Origin of the sequence: Agromyces sp. CCNWLW203 (assembly GCF_036576125.1) — a bacterium.
Classification (GTDB): Bacteria; Actinomycetota; Actinomycetes; order Actinomycetales; family Microbacteriaceae; genus Agromyces.
Genome location: NZ_JAZHYX010000001.1, coordinates 615,845 through 635,376 on the forward strand (window position 1 = coordinate 615,845; position 19,532 = coordinate 635,376).

The window sequence follows — 19,532 nt, forward strand, 5'->3', positions numbered from 1 at the left end:
GGATGCGAGACTGGGCACATGCTGCCCGAGCCGAACGAACTGCTCGCCACCGCCAGAGTCGTGGCCCTCCCCCTCGTGACGCGCTTCCGCGGCATCGACGTGCGTGAGGCCGTGCTCTTCGAGGGGCCAGAGGGGTGGACCGAGTTCTCGCCTTTCGTCGAGTACGACGACGACGAGGCATCCGCTTGGCTCGCCGCAGCGATCGACTTCGGCTGGACGCCCACGCCGCCTGCGCTCCGCGACCGTATCCCGGTCAACGCGACCGTGCCCGCCGTCGACCCCGACAGCGTCGCCGCCGTGCTCGCGCGTTTCCCCGGATGCCGTACGGCGAAGGTGAAGGTCGCGAGCCCCGACCAGACGCTCGCGCAGGATGTCGCCCGCGTGCGGGCGGTGCGCGAGGCGCTCGGCCCCGAGGGCCGCATCCGCATCGACGCCAACGCCGGGTGGAACGTCGACGAGGCCGAGCACGCGATCCACGCGCTCGCGCCGTTCGACCTCGAGTACGTCGAGCAGCCCTGCCCGAGCGTCGAGGAGCTCGCCGAGATCCGCCGCCGCACGAAGTACATGGGCGTGCCGATCGCCGCCGACGAGAGCGTGCGCCGCGCCGACGACCCGCTCGCCGTGGCGGAGGCCGGCGCCGCCGACCTGCTCGTGATCAAGGCGCAGCCGCTCGGCGGCATCCACCGCGCGCTCGAGCTCATCGGCCGCACCGGCCTGCCCGTGGTGGTCTCGAGTGCCCTCGACACGAGCATCGGCCTGTCGATGGGCGCGCACCTCGCGGCATCCGTGCCCTCGCTCGAATTCGACTGCGGTCTCGGCACCGCCTCTTTGCTGGCAGCGGATGTCACGCGGTCGCCGCTCATCCCCAGCGACGGGTCGATCCCGGTGCGGCGCGTGCTGCCCCACCTCGACCTGCTCGAGCGCTATGCCGCCTCGCCCGAGCGCACCGAGTGGTGGTTCGAGCGCTTGGGGCGCTGCCATGCGGTGCTCGCGGCCGACGCGGCCGACGCCGGCATCATCCCGTGACGGTCGCGCGCTCCAGGTAGCTCGTGATGGCGTCGCGGTTCTTCGCGAGGCATCCGATGCGCTGATCGAGCTGGGCGCGGCGTTCGGCGAGTGTCTCGGCGAGATCGCGCTGGATGACCGGCGCAATGGCGTTCGAGGTGCTCGCGAGACACGGCAGCATGTCGCGGATCACCGCGGTCGGGATGCCCGCTTCGATGAGGCCGCGCACCTGATTCACCCGCTCGATCGCGGAGTCGGCGTACTCGCGGTAGCCGTTGTGCTCACGGGTCGAGCTCACGAGGCCCTGTTCCTCGTAGTAGCGGAGCAGTCGCGTCGCCACGCCCGTTCGCGTCGAGAGTTCGCCGATGCGCATGCCGCCTCCTGAGTCGTCGTGTTCGTCGCCGAGCGCCCGCGTCTGGCGCTCGCCACTTGACCTTCACATTAGTGTCAAGGTTCGACACTGTCGACATGGCATCACCGATCACCGACTCCCTGACCCTGCCGACGCGAGCGGCGTCCGCTGCACCCTCGCGCGGCACAGGCCGCACCCGCCTTCCACTGAACGGCCTGCTCGCCCTCGCCGCCGTCGTCTTCACCGGCGTCGTCACCGAGATCCTCCCCGCCGGGCTCCTGCCGCAGATGAGCGCAGACCTCGGGGCATCCGAGTCCCAGATCGGCCAGCTCGTTGCGATCTACGCGGTCACGACCGCGATCACGGCGATCCCGCTCACCGCCCTCACCCGCAGCCTGCCCCGCAAGCCGCTCCTGGTCGCGCTCGTGCTCGGCTTCGCCCTCGTGAACGGCGTCACGGCGATCGCCGACTCGTACGCGCTCATCCTCATCGCCCGCGTGTTCGGCGGCATGCTCGCCGGCTTGCTCTGGGCGATGGCGGCCGGTTACGCCATGCGCACCGTCGAACCGGAGCACTCGGGCCGGGCACTCTCGATCGCCATGGTCGGCACGCCGCTCGCGTTCGCCTTCGGCCTGCCGATCGCGACCACGCTCGGCGGCGCCATCGGCTGGCGCGCCGCGTTCGGCGTGATCGCGATCGTCGGGGTCGGGCTCGCGATCTGGGCGGCGGCGGCACTCCCCTCGTTCTCGGGCGAGCGCTCCGGCCAGCGACCGAGCCTGTCATCGGTGCTGCGGATGCCGGGACTCGTGCCCGTGCTCGCCACGACCGCGCTGTTCGTGCTCGCCCACAACATCGCGTACACCTACATCGCCCCGATCACCGTCGCCTCGGGCATCGACCGGCACCTCGACCTGGCCCTGCTCGTCTTCGGCGTGCTGGCGGTCGTCGGCGTCATCGGCGCGGGCGTGCTCGTCGATCGCTGGATGCGTTCGATGGTGCTCGTCGCGACGGCCCTGCTCGGCCTCGCGATGATCGTCATCGGCCTGTTCGCGGCCCAGCCCGTCGTCGTCTTCGTGGCACTCGCGGTGTGGGGTGTCGCCTATGGCAGCGCGCCGACCCTGCTGCAGGCCGCGCCGGCGCGCATCGCGGGCGACGCAGCGGATGTCGCGCAGTCGATGGTCGTCGCGACGTGGAACGGCGCGATCGCGGCCGGCGCCTTCCTCGGCGGACTCGCCCTCGACGGTGCAGGGGTCGAGGTGCTGCCGTGGCTGGCGCTGGCACTGCTCGCGGTCGCCGCCGTCATCGCCGCAACCGCACGGGCGGCGTTCCGCCCGGTCGGAGCCGGGGAATGACCTCCACCGGGGCACCCCCACCTTTGGGGAGGGAAACGTGAGCCATACTCCGCTATTCAGGGAGAGCACGGATGCCTCGCGCCGAACCAGGCGCGACCGTGGGGTTCGTGCGCGCATCGGCTTGCGCACCTCACCAACCCGAAGGAACCACACATGTTCAAGCGAACTCTGACCAACATCGGCGCGGGCGTCGCGCTCGCCGCCGCCGTCGCGCTCGGCACCGGCGCGGCCGCCTACGCGCACGAGTGTTTCAACCCGAACCGCTCCGACGCGGGAAACGCGGGCGCATCGAACTCGCAGGCCTGGTTCACCGTTCACGTCGAAGAGCTGACGGCCGGCCTGTCCGAGGAGGACGCGGCGTGCGTGCTCAACGCCTATGCGGCGACCGGCGCACCCACGTCGTTCACCATCCACGTGAAGGGTGCGAACGGCCAGGACGGTGTCGTCGCCGGCAACAACCCGCACGAGGACAAGGCCGGCGACGGCCAGGGGATCGATGAGATCTTCGCCGCGCACGGAGCCGACATCGCCGGCAGCTTCGCGAGCTGCGGCGTCGAACTGCCGTTCCCGCCGGCCTGATCGGCACAAGGAGGCGTATCGAGGCCCCTTCCGAGGTCTCGACACGCCTCCTTCGTCGGCTACTCGACCGACGAATACCCGATCACCAGAGCAGGATCGGCACCGGGAACGACTGCGAGTCGGCGAAGCCCTCGCCACCGTCGAACTCGGTGCGCAGCACGTGCAGGCCGCGGGGCAGCTTCGGCAGCTTGACCTCGAAGCGTCCGCGGTCACCCACCACGAGTTCGACCTCGGCGATGACGGTGCCGCCGTCGAACACCTGCACGGTGCCCTCCGGTGCGTTGCCGTCGATGGCGAACACCTGACCCTGCATCCGAACGGCCGAGCCGGCCTTCGCGAGCAGCTTGTTCGGCGCAGCGACCGTGAACGTGGCGACCGCCGGCGGCGGCTGCTCGTCGACGAGCACGGCGACGCTACGGGCGGGCACGGTGACCGTGCCCGTCGCGGCATCCCACGTCGTCGTCTTCACGACCGCATCGGAACCGTTCGCCTGCGCCTCGGCGAGCGCGAACTCGCGACCGGCGAGCCCTGCGAGCGTCTCGGTGACCGGCTCGGGCGAGGCGTTGAACACGACGAGTGCGCCGTCGAGCTCGGGGTCGACGTCGTCGCCCACGAGGTCGTCGATCTGCATCGCGATCACGCCGGGCGTCGCGCCCTCTCCGCTGTTCGGGAACGTCACCTTCTCATCGATGAGCTCGGCAGACCCGAGCTGCAGCAGGTCGACCGACGAGCGCACGCGCAGCAGGTCGAGAGCGGATGCCTCGGCCGCGGCGATGTCCGCTGCACCCGGCTTGAGGGCCGGGTCGGCGAGGAGCGGCGCCATGACCGACCACTTCTCACCGTTGTCGGCCTCGCCGGGCAAGCCGGAGCCGAAGGTCGACTCCTGCCCCGTCCAGTCGATGCGGTTGAACCAGTCGCCCGAGTTGTAGCTGTTGCGGTCGAGCGACTTCGAGCGCAACAGCTCGGTGCCGGCGTGCCAGAACGACGGCGACTGCGACAGGGTCACGGTCGCGAGCTCGAGCGTGTTCATGCGCACCCGGTCGGCCATCGAGGTGCCGACGGGCAGCTTGAACACCGAGAGGTCGTAGAGCGTCTCGTTGTCGTGGGCGTCGACGTAGTTGATGACCTCGTCGGGCTGATCGGCGTAGCCGGCCGGCGCACCGCGGTAGTCGAGCGCGTCGCCGCGCACGGTCTGCCCCGAGGCATCCGTCAGCTCGTAGGCCCGCAGGTTGCCCGCGAGGCCGAGCTTCACCAGGTCGGTCTGGTGGCCGAGGTCGGCGAGCTGGTCGGCCTGCGACGGCGTGCCCGGCTGACCGTTGGGGTCGGTGCCGAGGCCGGTGCCGAAGCCCTGCTGGAACGTCGACGAGGCGTCGACCGGGCTGCCGCCGTGCACGGCGTCGCGCAGCCGGTCGTTGAAGGTGCCGATGCCCGTGCCGCCGAGCTGGCCCTGCGTGGCCTGCTCGAAGAGGGAATTGTTCGCGACCTCGCCGAAGTTCCAGCCCTCGCCGTACAGGTAGACGGATGACCCGTCGACCCCGTCCTCCTCGAGCGTGAGCTCGTCGAGGGCGGCACGCACGGCCAGCATGTTGACCTTCGAGTGGTGGCCCATGAGGTCGAAGCGGAAGCCGTCGACCTTGTACTCCTTCGCCCAGAGCACGACCGAGTCGACCATGAGCTTCTGCGCCACGTCGTGCTCGGTCGCCACGTTCTGGCAGCACGTCGAGGTCTCGACGTTGCCCGCCGCGTTCAGGCGCTGGTAGTAGCCCGGCACGATCTTGTCGAGCACCGACTTGCCGCCCTGGCCGGCTTCCGCCGTGTGGTTGTAGACCTCGTCGAGCACGACCTGGAGGCCCGTGGAGTGCAGCGCGCCGACCATCTCGCGGAACTCGGCGACCCGTGCGCCGCCGTCGGGCTCGACGGCGTACGAGCCCTCGGGCGCCTGGAAGTGGAACGGGTCGTAGCCCCAGTTGAAGCCGTCGAGGTCGCGGATCGCGTTGAGGCACGCCTGCTGCTCGGGGGAGGCGGGCCCGAACGACGCGAGGTCGCAGTCGGGGGTCGCCTGCGCCGCGCGGTGCTCTTCGATCGTGGCGATGTCGAACGTCGGCAGCAGGTGCACGGTGTTGATGCCGGCCTCGGCGAGCTGCTCGAGTTGCGCGGTGCCGGCGGAGTCCCGGGTGAACGCGCGGTAGGTGCCGCGCTCGGCCTCGGGCACGGTCTCGTCGCCGATCGAGAAGTCGCGCACGTGCAGTTCGTAGATCGCACGGTCGACCGGGCGCTCGACGACGGGTGCCGGGGTCTCCTCCCACTGCGTGGGGCGCAGCGACTCGTCGTCGAGGTCGACGACGACCGAGCGCACCGAGTTGGCCGTCAGTGCGACCGAGTACGGGTCGGTGACCGAGTTCGTCTCGATCGCGCCGGTCGTCGGCGCGTAGACCTCGACCGACCAGCGGTACTCGTCCCCGGCGGTGAGGCCGTCGGCGCTCCAGGTGCCGTCGGCCGGGTCGAAGGTCGCCTCGATCAGCTCAGGGTCACCGGATGCCCCGGCGCTCCACCGCTCGAGCGACACCGACTGCGCAGTCGGCGCCCAGAGTGCGAGGCTCGCGTCGTCACCTTCCCACGTGACACCGAGCGGCACGGATGCCACGGCGTCGCCGTAGAGCGCGTCGAGCACGCCGGGCAGCTGCACGCCGGTGAATGCGGTCAGCTCGTCATCACTGGTCGAGCCGGTCGAGACGCGCTGCGCGACCGCGAGCTGTTCGGTGAGGAGCCTCTGCACCTCAGCGCGGTCGAGGCCGACCGGCCGCAGGGCGAGGTACCCCTCGAGCGCGGGGAACGCCGCGAGTTGCTCGTCGGAGAGGCCCGCCGGGTCGAGTTCGAGCACGACGACGTCGCCGCCGCCCGTGACCTCGCCATCGGCCACCACGAGCGAGGCGTCGCCCGAGTGCTCCAGGGTCCACGAGGCATCCGTCGCCTCTGCGCCGGCCAGCAGTTCGGCGGGCCACGCGAGCGTGGTCTCGTCGACCCAGTGCGCGCGCGCCTCCCCCGTGCCAGCGAGGGGCGGGTCGGTCACGACGATCTCGAGCACGTGCGTGGCGAGGGTGTAGCGGAACTCGACGAGCTTGCCCGTCGTGGCCGTGAACGAGTAGTTCGCTCCGCCGGGGGCGCCGCCGACGCCGTAGTTCTCGTCCCACGACTGGCCGTGCGCGACCTTCGTCTCGTAGGCGCCGTCGGTGATCTCGTCGGTCGCGAACGTGAAGACGCCGTCCTTGTCGCCGTCCTGCACGAGCGAGGCGAGGCAGTCGGGCTGCCAGTCGCCGGGGCATCCGACCTCCGACTGGAAGCTGCCGGGCAGCGTCACGACGGGGCCCTCGGCGGTCGAGGAGACGACCTTCGTGTCGGGGTTCCAGAAGAACGTGATCGGCCCGCCCGCGTGCGAGTAGGTGACGTTGCCGCCGTTCGGCTCGCCGTTCGCGCCGTAGTTGACGTCCCAGCTGCCGTTGATCGCGACCTTGTACTCGTAGTCGCCGGGCGCCACGTCGAAGGTGCCGGAGTAGATGCCGTCGGCGCGGAGCGTCAGCTTCGCAGCCTCGCAGCCCGGAGCCCAGTCGCCCGCGCAGCCCATCTCGGAGTTGTGCGAGCCGGGCACCGTCACGAGGTCGATCGGCTGCTCGGGCTCCTCCTCGTCGACCAGGTTCACGGCGTTGCCGACCGAGGCGTAGGTGCTCGCCGCGGCACGGTTGCCCGCGGCATCCGTCGAGATCGCGCGGTACTCGAGCAGGGTGCCCGCGTCGAGGCCCGCCGTGTCGTGGAACACGCGGGGACTCGTGTCTTCTGCCGTGCCGAGCGCGTGCCAGGCGTCATCGCCCGTGGCACCGGCGACGCGCCAGGCGAAGCTCGTCTCCTGCCAGGTCGCGTCGTCGATGTCGGCGACGACGGGGGTGATGCCGGTCACGCCCGCACCGGCGACCGGCGTCGACACCGAGATGGCGGATGCCGCGTCGGGCGCGCTCACCGCACGGTCGGCCTTCCAGACGACCGCGCTGAGCGGCGGCACGGTGATCGAGGCGACGCCGTCGGCGTTCGCGGTGACGGCCGCGCCGTCGCCCGACAACACCGAGAAGGCGCCGTCCTTCGTGAGCGTCGACACGTCGACGGTGCGCGGTTCGTTCGCGTTGTTCGCGGCCACGAGGTACTCGACCTGCTCGGTGCGGTCGACGCGGCTGAAGGCGTAGACGCCCGCGCCGTTGTCGACGTAGCGCTCGATCTGCGCGCCCGTCGCGAGAGCCGGGTGCGCCGCGCGCAGGGCGGCGAGCTCGGAGATGTGCGCGTAGAGCGGGGCATCCGTGCCGAAGCGGTCGACGTTGCCCGCCGTCTCACCCGTGACGAGCGGCTGGTTCTGGTACTCGGCCACCTGGCTCGCGAAGAGCGTCTGCCGGGCGTCCTTGTCGCCGCCCGTGCCCGCGAAGCCCTGCTCGTCGCCGTAGTAGACGACCGGCTGGCCGCGAGTGAGGAAGAGCAGCTCGTGCGCGAGCTCGTCACGTGCGAGCGGAGCATCCGTCGACTGCAGGAAGTAGCCGACGCGACCCATGTCGTGGTTGCCGAGGAAGGTCGGCAACGCCGTCGCCGAGGAGCCCGGCGTCGTGTAGTAGTCGTCACCGGCGAAGAGCGACTGCAGGTTCTTGGCCGAGTTGCCGGCCGCGAAGCTCACCGCCTGGGACTGGAAGGTGAAGTCGAGCACCGAGTTCATGTCGGTGTTGCGCACATACGGGCTGAGCTTCTGCGGGTCGGCGTCGTAGACCTCGCCGAACATGAAGAAGTCGGGCTTGCCGGCCGCGTGCGCGTAGTCGAGCACCTCGGTCGACCACTGCTCCCAGAACTCGAAGTTGACGTGCTTGGCGGTGTCGATGCGGAAGCCGTCGATGCCGAGATCGACCCACTGCTGGTACACGTCGACGAAGCCGTTCACGACGGTCGGGTGCTCGGTCATGAGGTCGTCGAGGCCCGAGAAATCGCCGTAGGTGACCGACTCGCCCTCCCACGTCGAGTCGCCGCGGTTGTGGTACAGCGTGGGGTCGTTGAGCCAGGCCGGCACCTTGAGCTCGGCGTCGTCTGCCGTGAGGCTCGGCGTGTACGGGAAGCTCGACGCGGCGTCGAGCGCCGGGAAGTCGGCACCGGTGTCGGCGTCGGCGAAGTCGGCCGGGTCGAAGGCGGCGCCGTCGGCGTCGAGGTAGGGACTCGTCGCCTGGTCGATGTAGGAGTACTGCTGCTCCTCGTAGTCGATGACGTCGGCCGTGTGGTTCGTGATGATGTCGAAGTAGACCTTGATGCCCTTGTCGTGGGCCTCGGCGATGAGCGCCTCGAGCTCGGCGTTCGTGCCGAGGTGCGGGTCGATCTGGGTGAAGTCGGTGATCCAGTAGCCGTGGTAGCCGGCGCTCACGTTCGCGCCTTCGCCCTGCACCGGGCGGTTCTTGAAGCTCGGGGTGAGCCAGATCGCCGTCGTGCCGAGGCCGTCGATGTAGTCGAGCTGCTGCCGCAGGCCCGCGAGGTCGCCGCCGTTGTAGAAGCCCTTGTCAGTGGGGTCGTAGCCCGTTGCGAGCCGGTCGCCGGCCAGGCCGCCCGTGTCGTTCGACGGGTCGCCGTTGGCGAAGCGGTCGGTCATGACGAAGTAGAACACCTCGTCGCTGCCGGCCTGGCGCACGGGGTCGGCCACCAGTTCGGCATCGGATGCCGCGTCGTAGGCGCCGCGCAGCGTGGCATCGGTCGCCTCGAGCCCGACCTTCTTGAGGTTGTCGTCGAAGACCACGCGCACGGCGGTGTCGCCCGCGACCGTGAGCGGGATGTTGTCGCCGCCGCCGTTCAGCCCGTAGGCCTCGTCCCAGCCGTCGTTCACGGCGACCTTGTACTCCCATGTGCCGGCGGGGATCGTGAAGTCGGCCGCGAAGACACCCGGGGTGCCGGTGGCGGTCAGCTCGGTCTCGGCGCAGGCCGGATCCCAGTCGCCGGCGCAGCCGAGCTCGCTCTGCAGCGAGCCGACGAGGGCGAAGGTGCGCGCCTCGTCAGCCGAGGCGGCGAGGCCCGGCACCACGGTGAGCACGGATGCCGCGAGCCCTCCTGCCACCACGAGGGCGAACCAGCTTCGTGCACGTGCGCGTTGCGTCATCCTTGACTCCCGATTCCCGGCACGACGACGTGCCTCCTCCGACCACTGGCGGCGACGCTAGCAGCGGATCACGGGTTAATGCAAGCGCTTACAGCTCGGATGGCACGCGCTCACGGCTTGCGCGCCGGTCAGGGGCGCGCAAGAGTGCAAACGCTCTCAGGCATGCTGGAGCGGCAGGCCGCGACGGATCAGAGACCCGAGTAGGCGTGCAGGCCCTTGAAGAAGAGGTTCACGACCGTGAAGTTGAAGAGCACCGTGGAGAAGCCGATGATCGCGAGCCACGCCGAGCGCGAGCCCCGCCAGCCTCGTGTCGCACGAGCGTGGATGTAGCCGGCGTAGACCACCCAGATGATGAAGGTCCACACCTCCTTGGTGTCCCAGCCCCAGTAGCGGCCCCAGGCCTTCTCGGCCCAGATCGCCCCGGCCATGAGGGTGAACGTCCACATGATGAAGCCGATGATGTTGATGCGGTACGCGAGGTTCTCGAGCGTGACCGCATCGGGCAGCGTCGCGAGGAAGGTGAGCTTCGCGGCCTTCGCCGACGCGAGGATCGACTCGCGGCGCGCCTGCATGAGCTGCACGACCGAGAGCGCGAATCCGAGGGCGAAGAGGCCGACCGACGCGCTCGCCACGAACACGTGGATCACGAGCCACGGCGACTGCAGCGCCGGCGGCAGCGGCACGACGCCCACGTAGAAGTTCACCGTGGCGATGCCGAGCAGCACGAGCACGAGGCCCGTGATGAAGGTGCCGAGGAACCGCAGGTCGAGCTTCACGACCACGAGCACGATGAGGAAGACCGTGGTGACGATGAGCGTGCCCGTGAGCGCGAACTCGTACATGTTCGCCCACGGCACCCGGCTCGCGGCGAGGCCGCGCAGCACGGTGCCCGAGAGGTGCAGGAGCCACGCGAGCACCGTCATCGCGACGCCGACGCGCAGTGCGGGCGAACGGCCGTAGGCGACGGATGCCGCCGGCTTCGCCGCGACCGCAGAGCGCGGGCTGCGCGGTGCGCCGACCGCGACGGTCTCCTTCGCCTCGACGCGAGCTGCGGCATCCGCTGCTGCCGTGGCTGCTGCCCCGCGCTTCGCGAGGTCGATCGAGAACGCGATGAACGCGATCGCGTAGACGGCCATGGCCGAATACACGCAGAGAATGGAGATCTCGTCGAGGGTCAACTGCACTGTTCTACCTTACGTCGAAGACTTCTCGGGGGCATCCGCGGTCGCCGAGGATGCCGCGGGGCCGGCGTGCTTGTCGGCGAAGCCGGTCACGGCCTCTTCGAGGCCCGGGTCCTCGCCGCGGGCGAGCGCCGCGTACTCGAGCACGACGCGGCCGTCGGGCCTCGTCACGGCCTTCACCCACATGCGCCGGCGCGGCACGAAGAGCGAGACGAGGAGCCCGCCGAGGATGAGCGCCGCGAAGGCGAGCACCCACATCTGCGTCGGGTCGTGGTGCACGTCGAAGCTCGCGAAGCGCGGCACGCTCTGCGCGTAGTTGCGGTCGGCGGCCGCAGCGTCGGCATCGTCGCCGGCGTCGGCACCCACGTCGACCGCGGGCGCGGCACCCGGCGTGACGTCTTCGAAGGTCACCGTGCCGAGGCCGTTCGGCAGCTCGGTGGTCTCACCGGGCTTCAGCTCGATCGAGTCGACGCCGGTCTTGCCGCCGGTGAGCTGCTCGAGGGTCGAGGTGTCGAGCGCGTACACCGAGGTGGGCGTGCCCTCGTCGATGCCGAGGTCGCCCTCGTAGACGTTGAGCGTCAGCACCGGCAGGATCAGGTCGGGGTAGCTCGAGGTGTACGCACCCGAGGTGAGCTCGGTCTGCGTCGGGTAGAAGAAGCCCACCATGCCGAGCTGCTCGGGCATGCCGTCGGGCACCTTCACGACGCCGATCGAGGTGAGGTTCGCGTCCTGCGGCAGGAACGGCACGGCGTCGGTGAAGACGACCTCGCCGTCGGCGTTCCGCACGGTGATCGTCGGCGCGTAGCCGTTGCCGAGCAGGTACACGTCGGTGCCGTGCGTGTAGAGCGGCTCGTTGACCTTGACGGTGCGGTCTTCGGGCTCGTCGCCTTGCCCCTGCACGGTCACGTGCGCCGCGAAGTCGATCGGCTGGCCGATCGCCTCCTGATTGCGCGTCTCGTAGACCGCATCGAGGCGCTCGAGCGAGAGCTTGTAGGGCGTCAGGCGGGTATCGGAGAAGAAGCGCCCCGGGTTGAACGAGTCGTAGGCGGCGAGCGTGTTCACGAAGGTCTGGCCCTCGACGATCACGCGCTGGCCAGAGAAGCCGAATCCACCGCCGAAGCCGACGGCCACGAGCACGCCGACGAGCGCCGTGTGGAAGACGAGGTTGCCGGTCTCGCGCAGGTAGCCGCGCTCGGCCGAGACGGATGGCTCGCCGCGCAGCTCGTACCGCTCCACGCGGTAGCCGGCCTGGCGCAGCTGCTTCGCCGCGGAGTCGATCGCCGCGGCGGCCGTCTCGCCCTCGGGAAGCTCACGCTCGGTGAACCCCGCGAGACGCGACAGGCGCACCGGGGTGCGCGGCGGCCGCGCCCGCAGCGCCTCGAAGTGGTGCTTCGTGCGCGGAATGATGCAGCCGATGAGCGAGACGAAGAGCAGCAGGTAGATCGCCGAGAACCACGCCGACGTGTAGACGTCGAACATCTGCACGTTGTCGAGGATCGGCGCGAGCCTCGGGTTGTCGTCGAAGTACTGCGTGACGCCGTTGGGGTCGCTCGAGCGCTGCGGCACGAGCGAGCCGGGCACCGCGGCGATCGCGAGGAGCAGCAGGAGCAACAGCGCGGTGCGCATGCTCGTCAGCTGCCGCCAGGCGAAGCGGAGCCAGCCAACGAAGCCGAGCTTCGGCTGGTTGACGGGCGTCTCGCCGGGGTCGGCCTCGGTCGAGTCGATGTGGTCGGCGGGCCGCGAGGGCGCGCCGGGGTCAGATTGCGGGGACAAAACCCGTGATCACCGCCTGCAGCTCGTACATCCAGATGGACCAGATGCCCGTCACCATGAGCACGCCGATCACGATGAGCAGCGCACCTCCCGCGATGTTGATCGCGCGGATGTGGCGACGGAGGAAGGCGAGGGAGCCCGTGACCCAGCTGAAGCCGGCTGCCACGAGCAGGAACGGGATGCCGAGGCCCACGCAGTACGCGAGGCCGAGCAGCACGCCGCGGCCGGCCGACGCGGAGTCGGCGCTGAGGGCGAGCACGACGGCGAGGGTCGGGCCGATGCACGGGGTCCAGCCGAGGCCGAACACGATGCCGAGCAGCGGCGCCCCGGCGAGGCCGGTCGCGGGTCGCCACGACGGCTTGATCGTGCGCTGCATGAACGTGAACTGGCCGATGAAGACGAGCCCCATGAGAATCAGCAACACGCCCGCGACGCGCACGATGGCGTCGGCGTAGCGCACGAGCCACGACCCGGCGAAGCCCGCGACGAGGTTGAAGCTCACGAAGACGATCGTGAACCCGACGACGAAGAGCAGCACCCCGAGCAGCAGCCGTCGGCGGTTCTTCCGCTCGGTGGCGGCGTCGGCCGAGGCATCCGTGAAACCGCCGAGGTAGCCGAGGTAGCCCGGCACGAGCGGCAGCACGCACGGAGAGAGGAAGGAGACGAGGCCCGCGGCGATCGCGATCGGCATCGCCGCGAGCAGCTGCCCGTTCAGCACGATCTCGCCCGCGCCCATGCGCTAGGCCTGCTCGGCGAGGAGGTCGTCGATGATCGTCTGCAGGATCGAGGCGTCCTTCAACTGGCCGAGCACGCGCGCGGCGACCCGACCGTCCTGGTCGAGCACGATCGTCGTCGGCACCGCGGCCGGCGGCACCTTGCCGGCGAACGCGAGCTGCGCCTCACCGCTCTCGACGTCGAGCACCGAGGGGTAGCCGATGCCGTAGTCCTTCTCGAACGGTGCGGCGGTGCCCGCCTGATCCCGCACGTTCACGCCGACGAAGCTCACGTCGGCGGGGTCGACCGCCTCGTGCACCTCCTGCAGGATCGGCGCTTCGGCGCGGCACGGCGCGCAGCCCGCGTACCAGAAGTTGACGACCTGGACCTTGCCCGCGTCATCCGCCGAGTCGTACTGCTCACCCTCGACGGTCTCGCCCGAGAACTCGATGGGGTCGCTGCGATCGGCGGAGTCGTAGACCGTGATCGTGCCGTCGCCGGCGATGTAGTTCTTGCCGCTGCCCTCGCGGAACTGGTCGGCGAGCGGATCGCTCGTGCACCCGGTGAGCAGCAGGGCGGATGCCACGGCGACCGCCGTCAACGACCAACGAGCGCGCATCACACTGCTCCTACGTCTGTGGCCTGTGCAGCGAGTCCCGCCGCAGGGTCGGTGTAGCCGACCTCGACGAATCGGTCGCCGCGCCGCTCGAGCGTCGTGATGCTCGAGAGCCCGCAGCGCCGGCGCCGGGGATCGTGCGCGAGGGAGAGGCCTGCGAGTCGGCGGTGCACCATCCAGATCGGCAGCTGGTGGCTGACGATCACGACGTCGCCGTCGTCGGCCGCCTGCCAGGCGTCACCGATGGCGGCGAGCATGCGGTCGGCGATCGAGCGGAAGGGCTCGCCCCAGCTCGGCTCCCACGGGTTCACCAGCAGCGGCCAGTTGCGGATGTCGCGGAGCGCGCCGTCGGCGCCGCGCATGCGTTTGCCCTCGAAGCGGTTCTCGGGCTCGATCACCCGCTCGTCGAGCACGGGCTCGAGGCCGAAGGCTGCGGCGATCGGCTCGGCCGACTGCTGCGTGCGCTGCAGCGGCGAGGAGACGAGGGCGCCGACCCGTCGATCGCGGGCGACGAGATCGTCGGCGGCGGCCTGCGCCATGCTGCGACCGAGGTCGGAGAGGCCGAATCCCGAGAGCCGTCCGTAGAGCACGCCCTGGGGGTTGAACACCTCGCCATGGCGCACGAGATGGATCTGGTCGGCCGGCACGGCTTCCAGTCTAGAGAGCGCCTTCCTTTGAATCCGCCGAGCGTCGGAACCCCCACGGGTAGGATGGTCGATCGTGAGTACCCGCACCCTCGTCAAGAACCTCGCCGCCCTCGCCGACGGCCCCGTCACCGTGTCCGGATGGGTCGAGACCGTGCGCGATCAGAAAAAGGTGCAGTTCGTCATCCTTCGTGACGAGTCGGGTGCCGTGCAGCTCGTGAACCCCGCGACCCGCGAGGTGGAGGACGGCGCGGACGCCGAGGCATCCGCTCGCCTGGCGACGACCGAGGCCATCTCGGCGCTCGCCCACGGCTCCTTCATCACCGCCACCGGTGAGCTGAAGCACGACGAGCGCGTCAAGCTCGGCGGCCTCGAGGTGAAGATCGCCTCGCTCGAGGTCGTCACCGCGGCCAACCCCGAGACGCCCATCGCGGCCGACTCGAGCCTCGACAAGCGCATGGACTGGCGCTTCCTCGACCTGCGTCACCCCAAGCAGGCCCTCATCTTCCGTATCCAGACGACCTTCCTCCACGCGCTTCGCGGCGTGTGGGTCGAGAAGGGCCTCATCGAGATCCAGACCCCGAAGCTCATGGCCTCGGCGTCGGAGTCGCGCGCCGAGCTCTTCGAGGTCGAGTACTTCGAGACCAAGGCCTACCTCGCCCAGAGCCCCCAGTTCTTCAAGCAGATGGCGCAGGCGGCCGGCTTCGGCGGCGTGTTCGAGGTCGGGCCCGCGTTCCGCGCCGACCCCTCGTTCACGTCGCGCCACGCGACGGAGTTCACCTCGGTCGACACCGAGATCAGCTGGATCGACTCGCACGAAGACGTCATGGCGCTGCACGAGGAGCTCATGGTCGCCGGCATCGAGGCCGTCGTCGCCAAGCACGGTGCCGACATCGCCGAGCTCTTCGGCATCGAGCTGCAGGTGCCGTCGCGCCCGTTCCCGCGCATCCCGCTCGCCGAGGCGAAGCAGATCGTCGCCGACCGCGGCTACGTGATCCCCCGCGCCGACGACGACATGGACCCCGAGGGCGAGCGCCAGATCTCGGCGTACGTGAAGGAGGCGTTCGGCCACGACTTCGTCTTCCTCACCGACTACGCGTCGAGCATCCGGCCGTTCTACCACATGCGGCACGAGGGCGACCCGAGCCTCACGAACTCCTACGACCTCATCTACAACGGCGTCGAGATCTCGACGGGCGCGCAGCGCGAGCACCGCATCGACGTGCTCGTCGAGCAGGCGCGCGACAAGGGCATGGACCCGGAGGAGCTCGAGTTCTACCTCGACTTCTTCCGCTACGGCGTGCCGCCGCACGGCGGCTTCGGCATGGGCCTCGCCCGCGTGCTGATGCTCATGCTCGGCGAGCAGTCGATCCGCGAGACCACGTACCTCTTCCGCGGCCCGACCCGCCTGCTGCCCTAGCTCGCTCGCGGGCACCGGGGCGCCCGCCTGATGTTTCCCCGTAGGCTCGGAAGATGACCGAGCCTACGCCCATGATCCGCATCGAGGGCGGCACGTTCCGCATGGGCTCCGAGGAGTTCTACGCCGACGAGACGCCCGTGCACGAGCGCACGGTCGGCTCGTTCGAACTCGACGTGCACCCCGTCACGAACGAGCAGTTCGCCGCCTTCGTCGAGGCGACCGGCTACGTCACGGTCGCCGAACGGCCGCTCGACCCGGCCGACTTCCCCGGTGTCGATCCGGCCGACCTCGTGCCCGGCGGCCTCGTGTTCACGCCCACCTCGGGCCCCGTCGATCTGCGCGAGTGGCGGCAGTGGTGGCGCTGGGGTGCCGGCGCGAGCTGGCGGAATCCGTTCGGCCCCGCAGCATCCGTCGACGCGCTCGTCGATCGCCCGACCCACCCGGTGGTGCAGGTGAGCTTCGAGGATGCCTCGGCCTACGCCGTGTGGGCCGGCAAGCGCCTGCCCACCGAGGCCGAGCTCGAGTTCGCCGCGCGTGGCGGACTCGACGGCGCGCGGTTCGCGTGGGGCGATGAGGAGTTCCCCGACGGCCGGCTCATGGTGAACCGGTGGCAGGGCTCGTTCCCCTACCGCAACACGGGCGCCGAGGGTTGGGCCGGCACCTCACCCGTGAAGACGTTCCCGGCGAACGGTTACGGGCTCTTCGACGTGACCGGCAACGTGTGGGAGTGGACGACCGACTTCTACACGGCGCGCCACAACCCGCCCGGCATCGAGGCGGTCGACGCCGAACGGCGACCGAACCTGCTCGCCGCGGCCTCGGCCGAACCCGGCTCGCGCATCCCGCGCCGGGTGCTCAAGGGTGGCTCGCACCTCTGCTCCCCCGACTACTGCCTGCGCTATCGCCCGGCGGCCCGCTCACCGCAGGCCGACGACTCGGCGACGACGCACATCGGGTTCCGCTGCGCGCGCTCCTGACACCGCTCTACGCGACCGGGTCGGGGAAGATCCTCGACCAGTCGCGCGCCACGCTGACGACCGTGATGCCGCGGTCGCTGCCGTCCTGAGCGGGTCGAACGGCGCCGTCCTGAGCCTGTCGAAGGGATGCCGCGGCGAGCGCCTGCTCGGCACCTCGGTCGTACGGAGTGTCGCCGCGACCCGAGTCGTCGTCGTGGTGCACGAGCAGGGCGAGGCCGCCTCCCTTTCTGGCGAACTCGAGCATCGGAAGGTCGCCGTTCGAGTTGCCACCGGCGATGAGGGGCCGGCGCCCGATACGACTCCAGATGCGAACGGGCTTCTCGGGACCGTCATCGAAGAAGTCGAGGCCGGCGGTGTAGCGAACGTCGCCCGAATCCGCGTCCCACGCGAGTCCGAGCGCTGAACCGACGACATGCTCGGGAGGGATGCCGTAGTACTGCTGGGTCATCGGTCGCATGAAGTCGCGCTCGCCACCCGAGACGATGTAGACGGTGAACCCGTGCGCTTCGAGGTACCGCATGAGTTCGACCATCGGCGCGTAGATCGCCTCGGCGTAAGGCCGGCCGAGGGCGAGGTGCCTGGCCGTCTCGTAGAACTCGCCCACGCTGGCCGCGTACTCCTCGACGCTCATTCCCGCGGTGATGCCGACGAGAGCGCCGATGAGGATCTGCAGGTCGCTGTCGTCGCCCTCGTAGTGCTTGTCGATCGCCGCGCCGAGCCAGCCGTAGTCGCCCGTGACGGCCGCTTTGTAGGGCTGCTTCTCCGCGAGCGAGGGGTCGGCGACCGCCTGCACCTTCCACTGCTCGACGATGTAGTGCAGTTGGGTCGGCATGGGCTTCTCGGTCCAGAGCGTGCCGTCGTTGTCGAAGACCGCGATGCGCTCCTCGACGGGCACGGCGCCGGGGCCTTCCGTGACGGATGCCACGAAGCCGACGATCGCGTCACGGGTCGCGCCGTCCGTCCACGACGGCAGCACCCGCGGGGCTTGGGTGTTCATCAGTCGGTCTCCCCGTCCTGGGCGGGCGACGACGGTGACGGATGCCGCTGCGCTCGCCCTTCCCGTTCAGACGCCGTCGACCCCCGACGGCTTCCACCAACCGTGGCACACGGCGTGCGCCCTGCCGATGACGACACGGCCCGCGATCGGTCTCCGGCGCTCGAGCGCCGTCTACGTCAGAGTTCGCCCGCTGGGCGGTCGGTCGCCGGGAGATCCCGCACCGCGGGCCCTTCGATGAGCCGGCCGGAGGCCTCGAATCGCGAGCCGTGCAACGGGCAGTCCCACGTCTTCTCGGCGTCGTTCCACTGCACGACCCCGCCGAGGTGGGTGCAGATCGCCCGCACCGCGCAGGTCCGGCCGTCGACCGTCGACACGCCGACGGGTACTCCCCCGCGGGACGCCACGACCCCGTCGCCCTCACCGGGCCGCCGCACCGGTGCCGAACGCGTCTCCGCCCGGGCCCAGCCGGCGACGAGCTCTCGCGCGACCGTCGCGTTCTCGGCGATGCCCCGGCCGAGGTCGGACGGCGCCGTCACCCGCGTGCCGAGCGTTCGGATCCACGGGCGCTGCTCGCGCCACGGCTCGCCGAGGATCTCGGCGGAGATGCGGAGAGCCGCAGCCGCGCCGTTCGTGAGGCCCCACTTCGCGTAGCCCGTCGCGAACCAGACCCGGCCCCTGCCGCGCGGCAGCCGGCCGGCGAAGGGCACGAGGTTCAGCGACTCGTAGTCCTGAGCCGACCAGCGATGGGTGAGCTCGGCGCCCGGGAAGTACCGCCGCGTCCACCGCACGAGGTCCTCGTCGCGGGCGGCTGCGGAGGCCGTCCGGCCGACGGGGTGCTCGTTGCCGCTCACGATGAGCTGCAGCCCGGCGGCACCGGCTTCGGGATGCGGTGGCGCCGTGCGCACCGAGCGCGTCGGCTGGTCGACCGAGAGGAAGAGCCCGGGCGTCGGCGGATCGTCGACGCGGAACGAGGCGATGTAGGAGCGCGAGTGCCGCGTCTTCGCGAAGTACAGGCCGCGATCGAGGATCGGTGTGGCCGTGGCCACGACGACGTCGCGCGCACGAAGCTCGCCCTGGTCGGTCTCGAGCGCCACCGGGTCGCCCGCGTGCACGTCGAGCACCCGCACGCCGGTCACGAGCACGCCACCGGCGGCGACGAACGCGCGAGCGAGCTCGAGCATGAGCCGGTACGGATCGAGGGCCAGCTGACGCTCGAGCGCGACGCCACCGGCGAACGGGAAGGGCACCGGCATCCGGTCGACCAGTTCGACCGGCAGCCCCGCCTCGCGCGCCGCGTCGAACTCGGCGCGCACGACGTCGAGGCCGGCCTCCGACTGCGCGTAGCTGTACGCCGTCTCGTACGCGACCGGCACCTCCTGTTCGGCGATGAACTCGGCGAGCCAGGCCTGCCCGTCGAGGTTCGCCTCGACGTAGGCGCGGGTCACCGCAGCCGAGTGCGAGCGGCGGATGCGGCGGAGGCGGGAGCCCTGCAGCACGCTCGCCTTGCCGGTGTTCGCGCCCGAGGCGAGCGCGGCCACCTCGCTCGCCTCGACGATCGCGACGGAACGGCCGGCGCGCTGCAGCATGAGCGCGGTCGAGAGGCCGGTGACGCCCGCGCCGATGACGGCGACGTCGACGGGCCGGCCCGGCAGCGGAGACCGCAGCACGGCGTCGTCGGGCACGCCGTCGTCGGGCATGTCGCCATCGGAGCGTTCCGGGCGGTCCTTCCAGTACACGTCCATGGCGCCAGTCAAGACCCGGC

General features: G+C 70.5%; 14 protein-coding genes. 5 read left to right on the forward strand and 9 right to left on the reverse strand.

Features of this window, described 5'->3' with window-relative positions:
• Positions 1-18 precede the first annotated feature (18 nt).
• Positions 19-1,026 (forward strand): o-succinylbenzoate synthase, encoded by a 1,008-nt coding sequence (locus VPH61_RS02820; RefSeq protein WP_332061999.1) that lies wholly within the window; start codon positions 19-21, stop codon positions 1,024-1,026.
• Here VPH61_RS02820 and VPH61_RS02825 read toward each other — a convergent pair.
• Positions 1,016-1,378 carry a MerR family transcriptional regulator gene (locus VPH61_RS02825; protein WP_332062000.1) on the reverse strand — a complete coding sequence of 121 codons (363 nt, stop codon included), beginning with the start codon at positions 1,376-1,378 and terminating at the stop codon, positions 1,016-1,018. The two genes, VPH61_RS02820 and VPH61_RS02825, sit on opposite strands and share 11 nt — an antisense overlap.
• A 95-nt stretch (positions 1,379-1,473) precedes the next feature.
• Between VPH61_RS02825 and VPH61_RS02830 the strand changes: the two genes are divergently transcribed.
• Together VPH61_RS02830 and VPH61_RS02835 are read left to right on the forward strand one after the other, a co-directional pair.
• On the forward strand, positions 1,474-2,709 hold the full coding sequence (locus VPH61_RS02830) for an MFS transporter (RefSeq protein ID WP_332062001.1): 1,236 nt from the start codon (positions 1,474-1,476) through the stop codon (positions 2,707-2,709).
• A gap of 153 nt (positions 2,710-2,862) precedes the next feature.
• Positions 2,863-3,288, forward strand: coding sequence for a hypothetical protein (locus tag VPH61_RS02835; protein ID WP_332062002.1), 426 nt, complete (start codon positions 2,863-2,865; stop codon positions 3,286-3,288).
• Between the two features lie 82 nt (positions 3,289-3,370).
• Here the strand turns inward: VPH61_RS02835 and pulA are convergent, their stop codons facing one another.
• From pulA to VPH61_RS02865, 6 genes are all read right to left on the reverse strand, one after another.
• A complete protein-coding gene (gene pulA, locus VPH61_RS02840; protein WP_332062003.1) occupies positions 3,371-9,448 on the reverse strand; it encodes a pullulanase-type alpha-1,6-glucosidase in 6,078 nt (2,025 codons plus the stop codon).
• Between the two features lie 188 nt (positions 9,449-9,636).
• Positions 9,637-10,632, reverse strand: a complete 996-nt coding sequence (gene ccsB / locus VPH61_RS02845) for a c-type cytochrome biogenesis protein CcsB (RefSeq protein WP_442879043.1) — start codon at positions 10,630-10,632, stop codon at positions 9,637-9,639.
• Between the two features lie 9 nt (positions 10,633-10,641).
• Complete coding sequence (resB, locus tag VPH61_RS02850) at positions 10,642-12,402, reverse strand: cytochrome c biogenesis protein ResB (protein WP_332062004.1); 1,761 nt, start codon at positions 12,400-12,402, stop codon at positions 10,642-10,644.
• Positions 12,386-13,138 (reverse strand): cytochrome c biogenesis CcdA family protein, encoded by a 753-nt coding sequence (locus VPH61_RS02855; protein ID WP_332062005.1) that lies wholly within the window; start codon positions 13,136-13,138, stop codon positions 12,386-12,388. Before VPH61_RS02855 ends, resB begins: the two co-directional genes overlap by 17 nt.
• 3 nt (positions 13,139-13,141) lie before the next feature.
• The gene (locus VPH61_RS02860) at positions 13,142-13,735 is read right to left on the reverse strand and encodes a TlpA family protein disulfide reductase (RefSeq protein ID WP_332062522.1); all 594 of its coding nucleotides are present in this window, start codon (positions 13,733-13,735) and stop codon (positions 13,142-13,144) included.
• The gene (locus VPH61_RS02865) at positions 13,735-14,379 is read right to left on the reverse strand and encodes a histidine phosphatase family protein (RefSeq protein ID WP_332062006.1); all 645 of its coding nucleotides are present in this window, start codon (positions 14,377-14,379) and stop codon (positions 13,735-13,737) included. The genes VPH61_RS02860 and VPH61_RS02865 overlap by 1 nt, the downstream gene beginning before the upstream one ends.
• A 73-nt stretch (positions 14,380-14,452) precedes the next feature.
• Between VPH61_RS02865 and aspS the strand changes: the two genes are divergently transcribed.
• Together aspS and VPH61_RS02875 are read left to right on the forward strand one after the other, a co-directional pair.
• Complete coding sequence (gene aspS / locus VPH61_RS02870) at positions 14,453-15,796, forward strand: aspartate--tRNA(Asn) ligase (RefSeq protein ID WP_332062007.1); 1,344 nt, start codon at positions 14,453-14,455, stop codon at positions 15,794-15,796.
• Between the two features lie 71 nt (positions 15,797-15,867).
• Positions 15,868-16,773 (forward strand): formylglycine-generating enzyme family protein, encoded by a 906-nt coding sequence (locus VPH61_RS02875; protein ID WP_442879057.1) that lies wholly within the window; start codon positions 15,868-15,870, stop codon positions 16,771-16,773.
• Positions 16,774-16,780: 7 nt separating this feature from the next.
• Here the strand turns inward: VPH61_RS02875 and VPH61_RS02880 are convergent, their stop codons facing one another.
• On the reverse strand, positions 16,781-17,770 hold the full coding sequence (locus tag VPH61_RS02880; protein ID WP_332062009.1) for an HAD family hydrolase: 990 nt from the start codon (positions 17,768-17,770) through the stop codon (positions 16,781-16,783).
• A 176-nt stretch (positions 17,771-17,946) separates the two neighbouring features.
• On the reverse strand, positions 17,947-19,512 hold the full coding sequence (locus tag VPH61_RS02885) for an FAD-dependent oxidoreductase (RefSeq protein ID WP_332062010.1): 1,566 nt from the start codon (positions 19,510-19,512) through the stop codon (positions 17,947-17,949).
• Between the last annotated feature and the right edge of the window lie 20 nt (positions 19,513-19,532).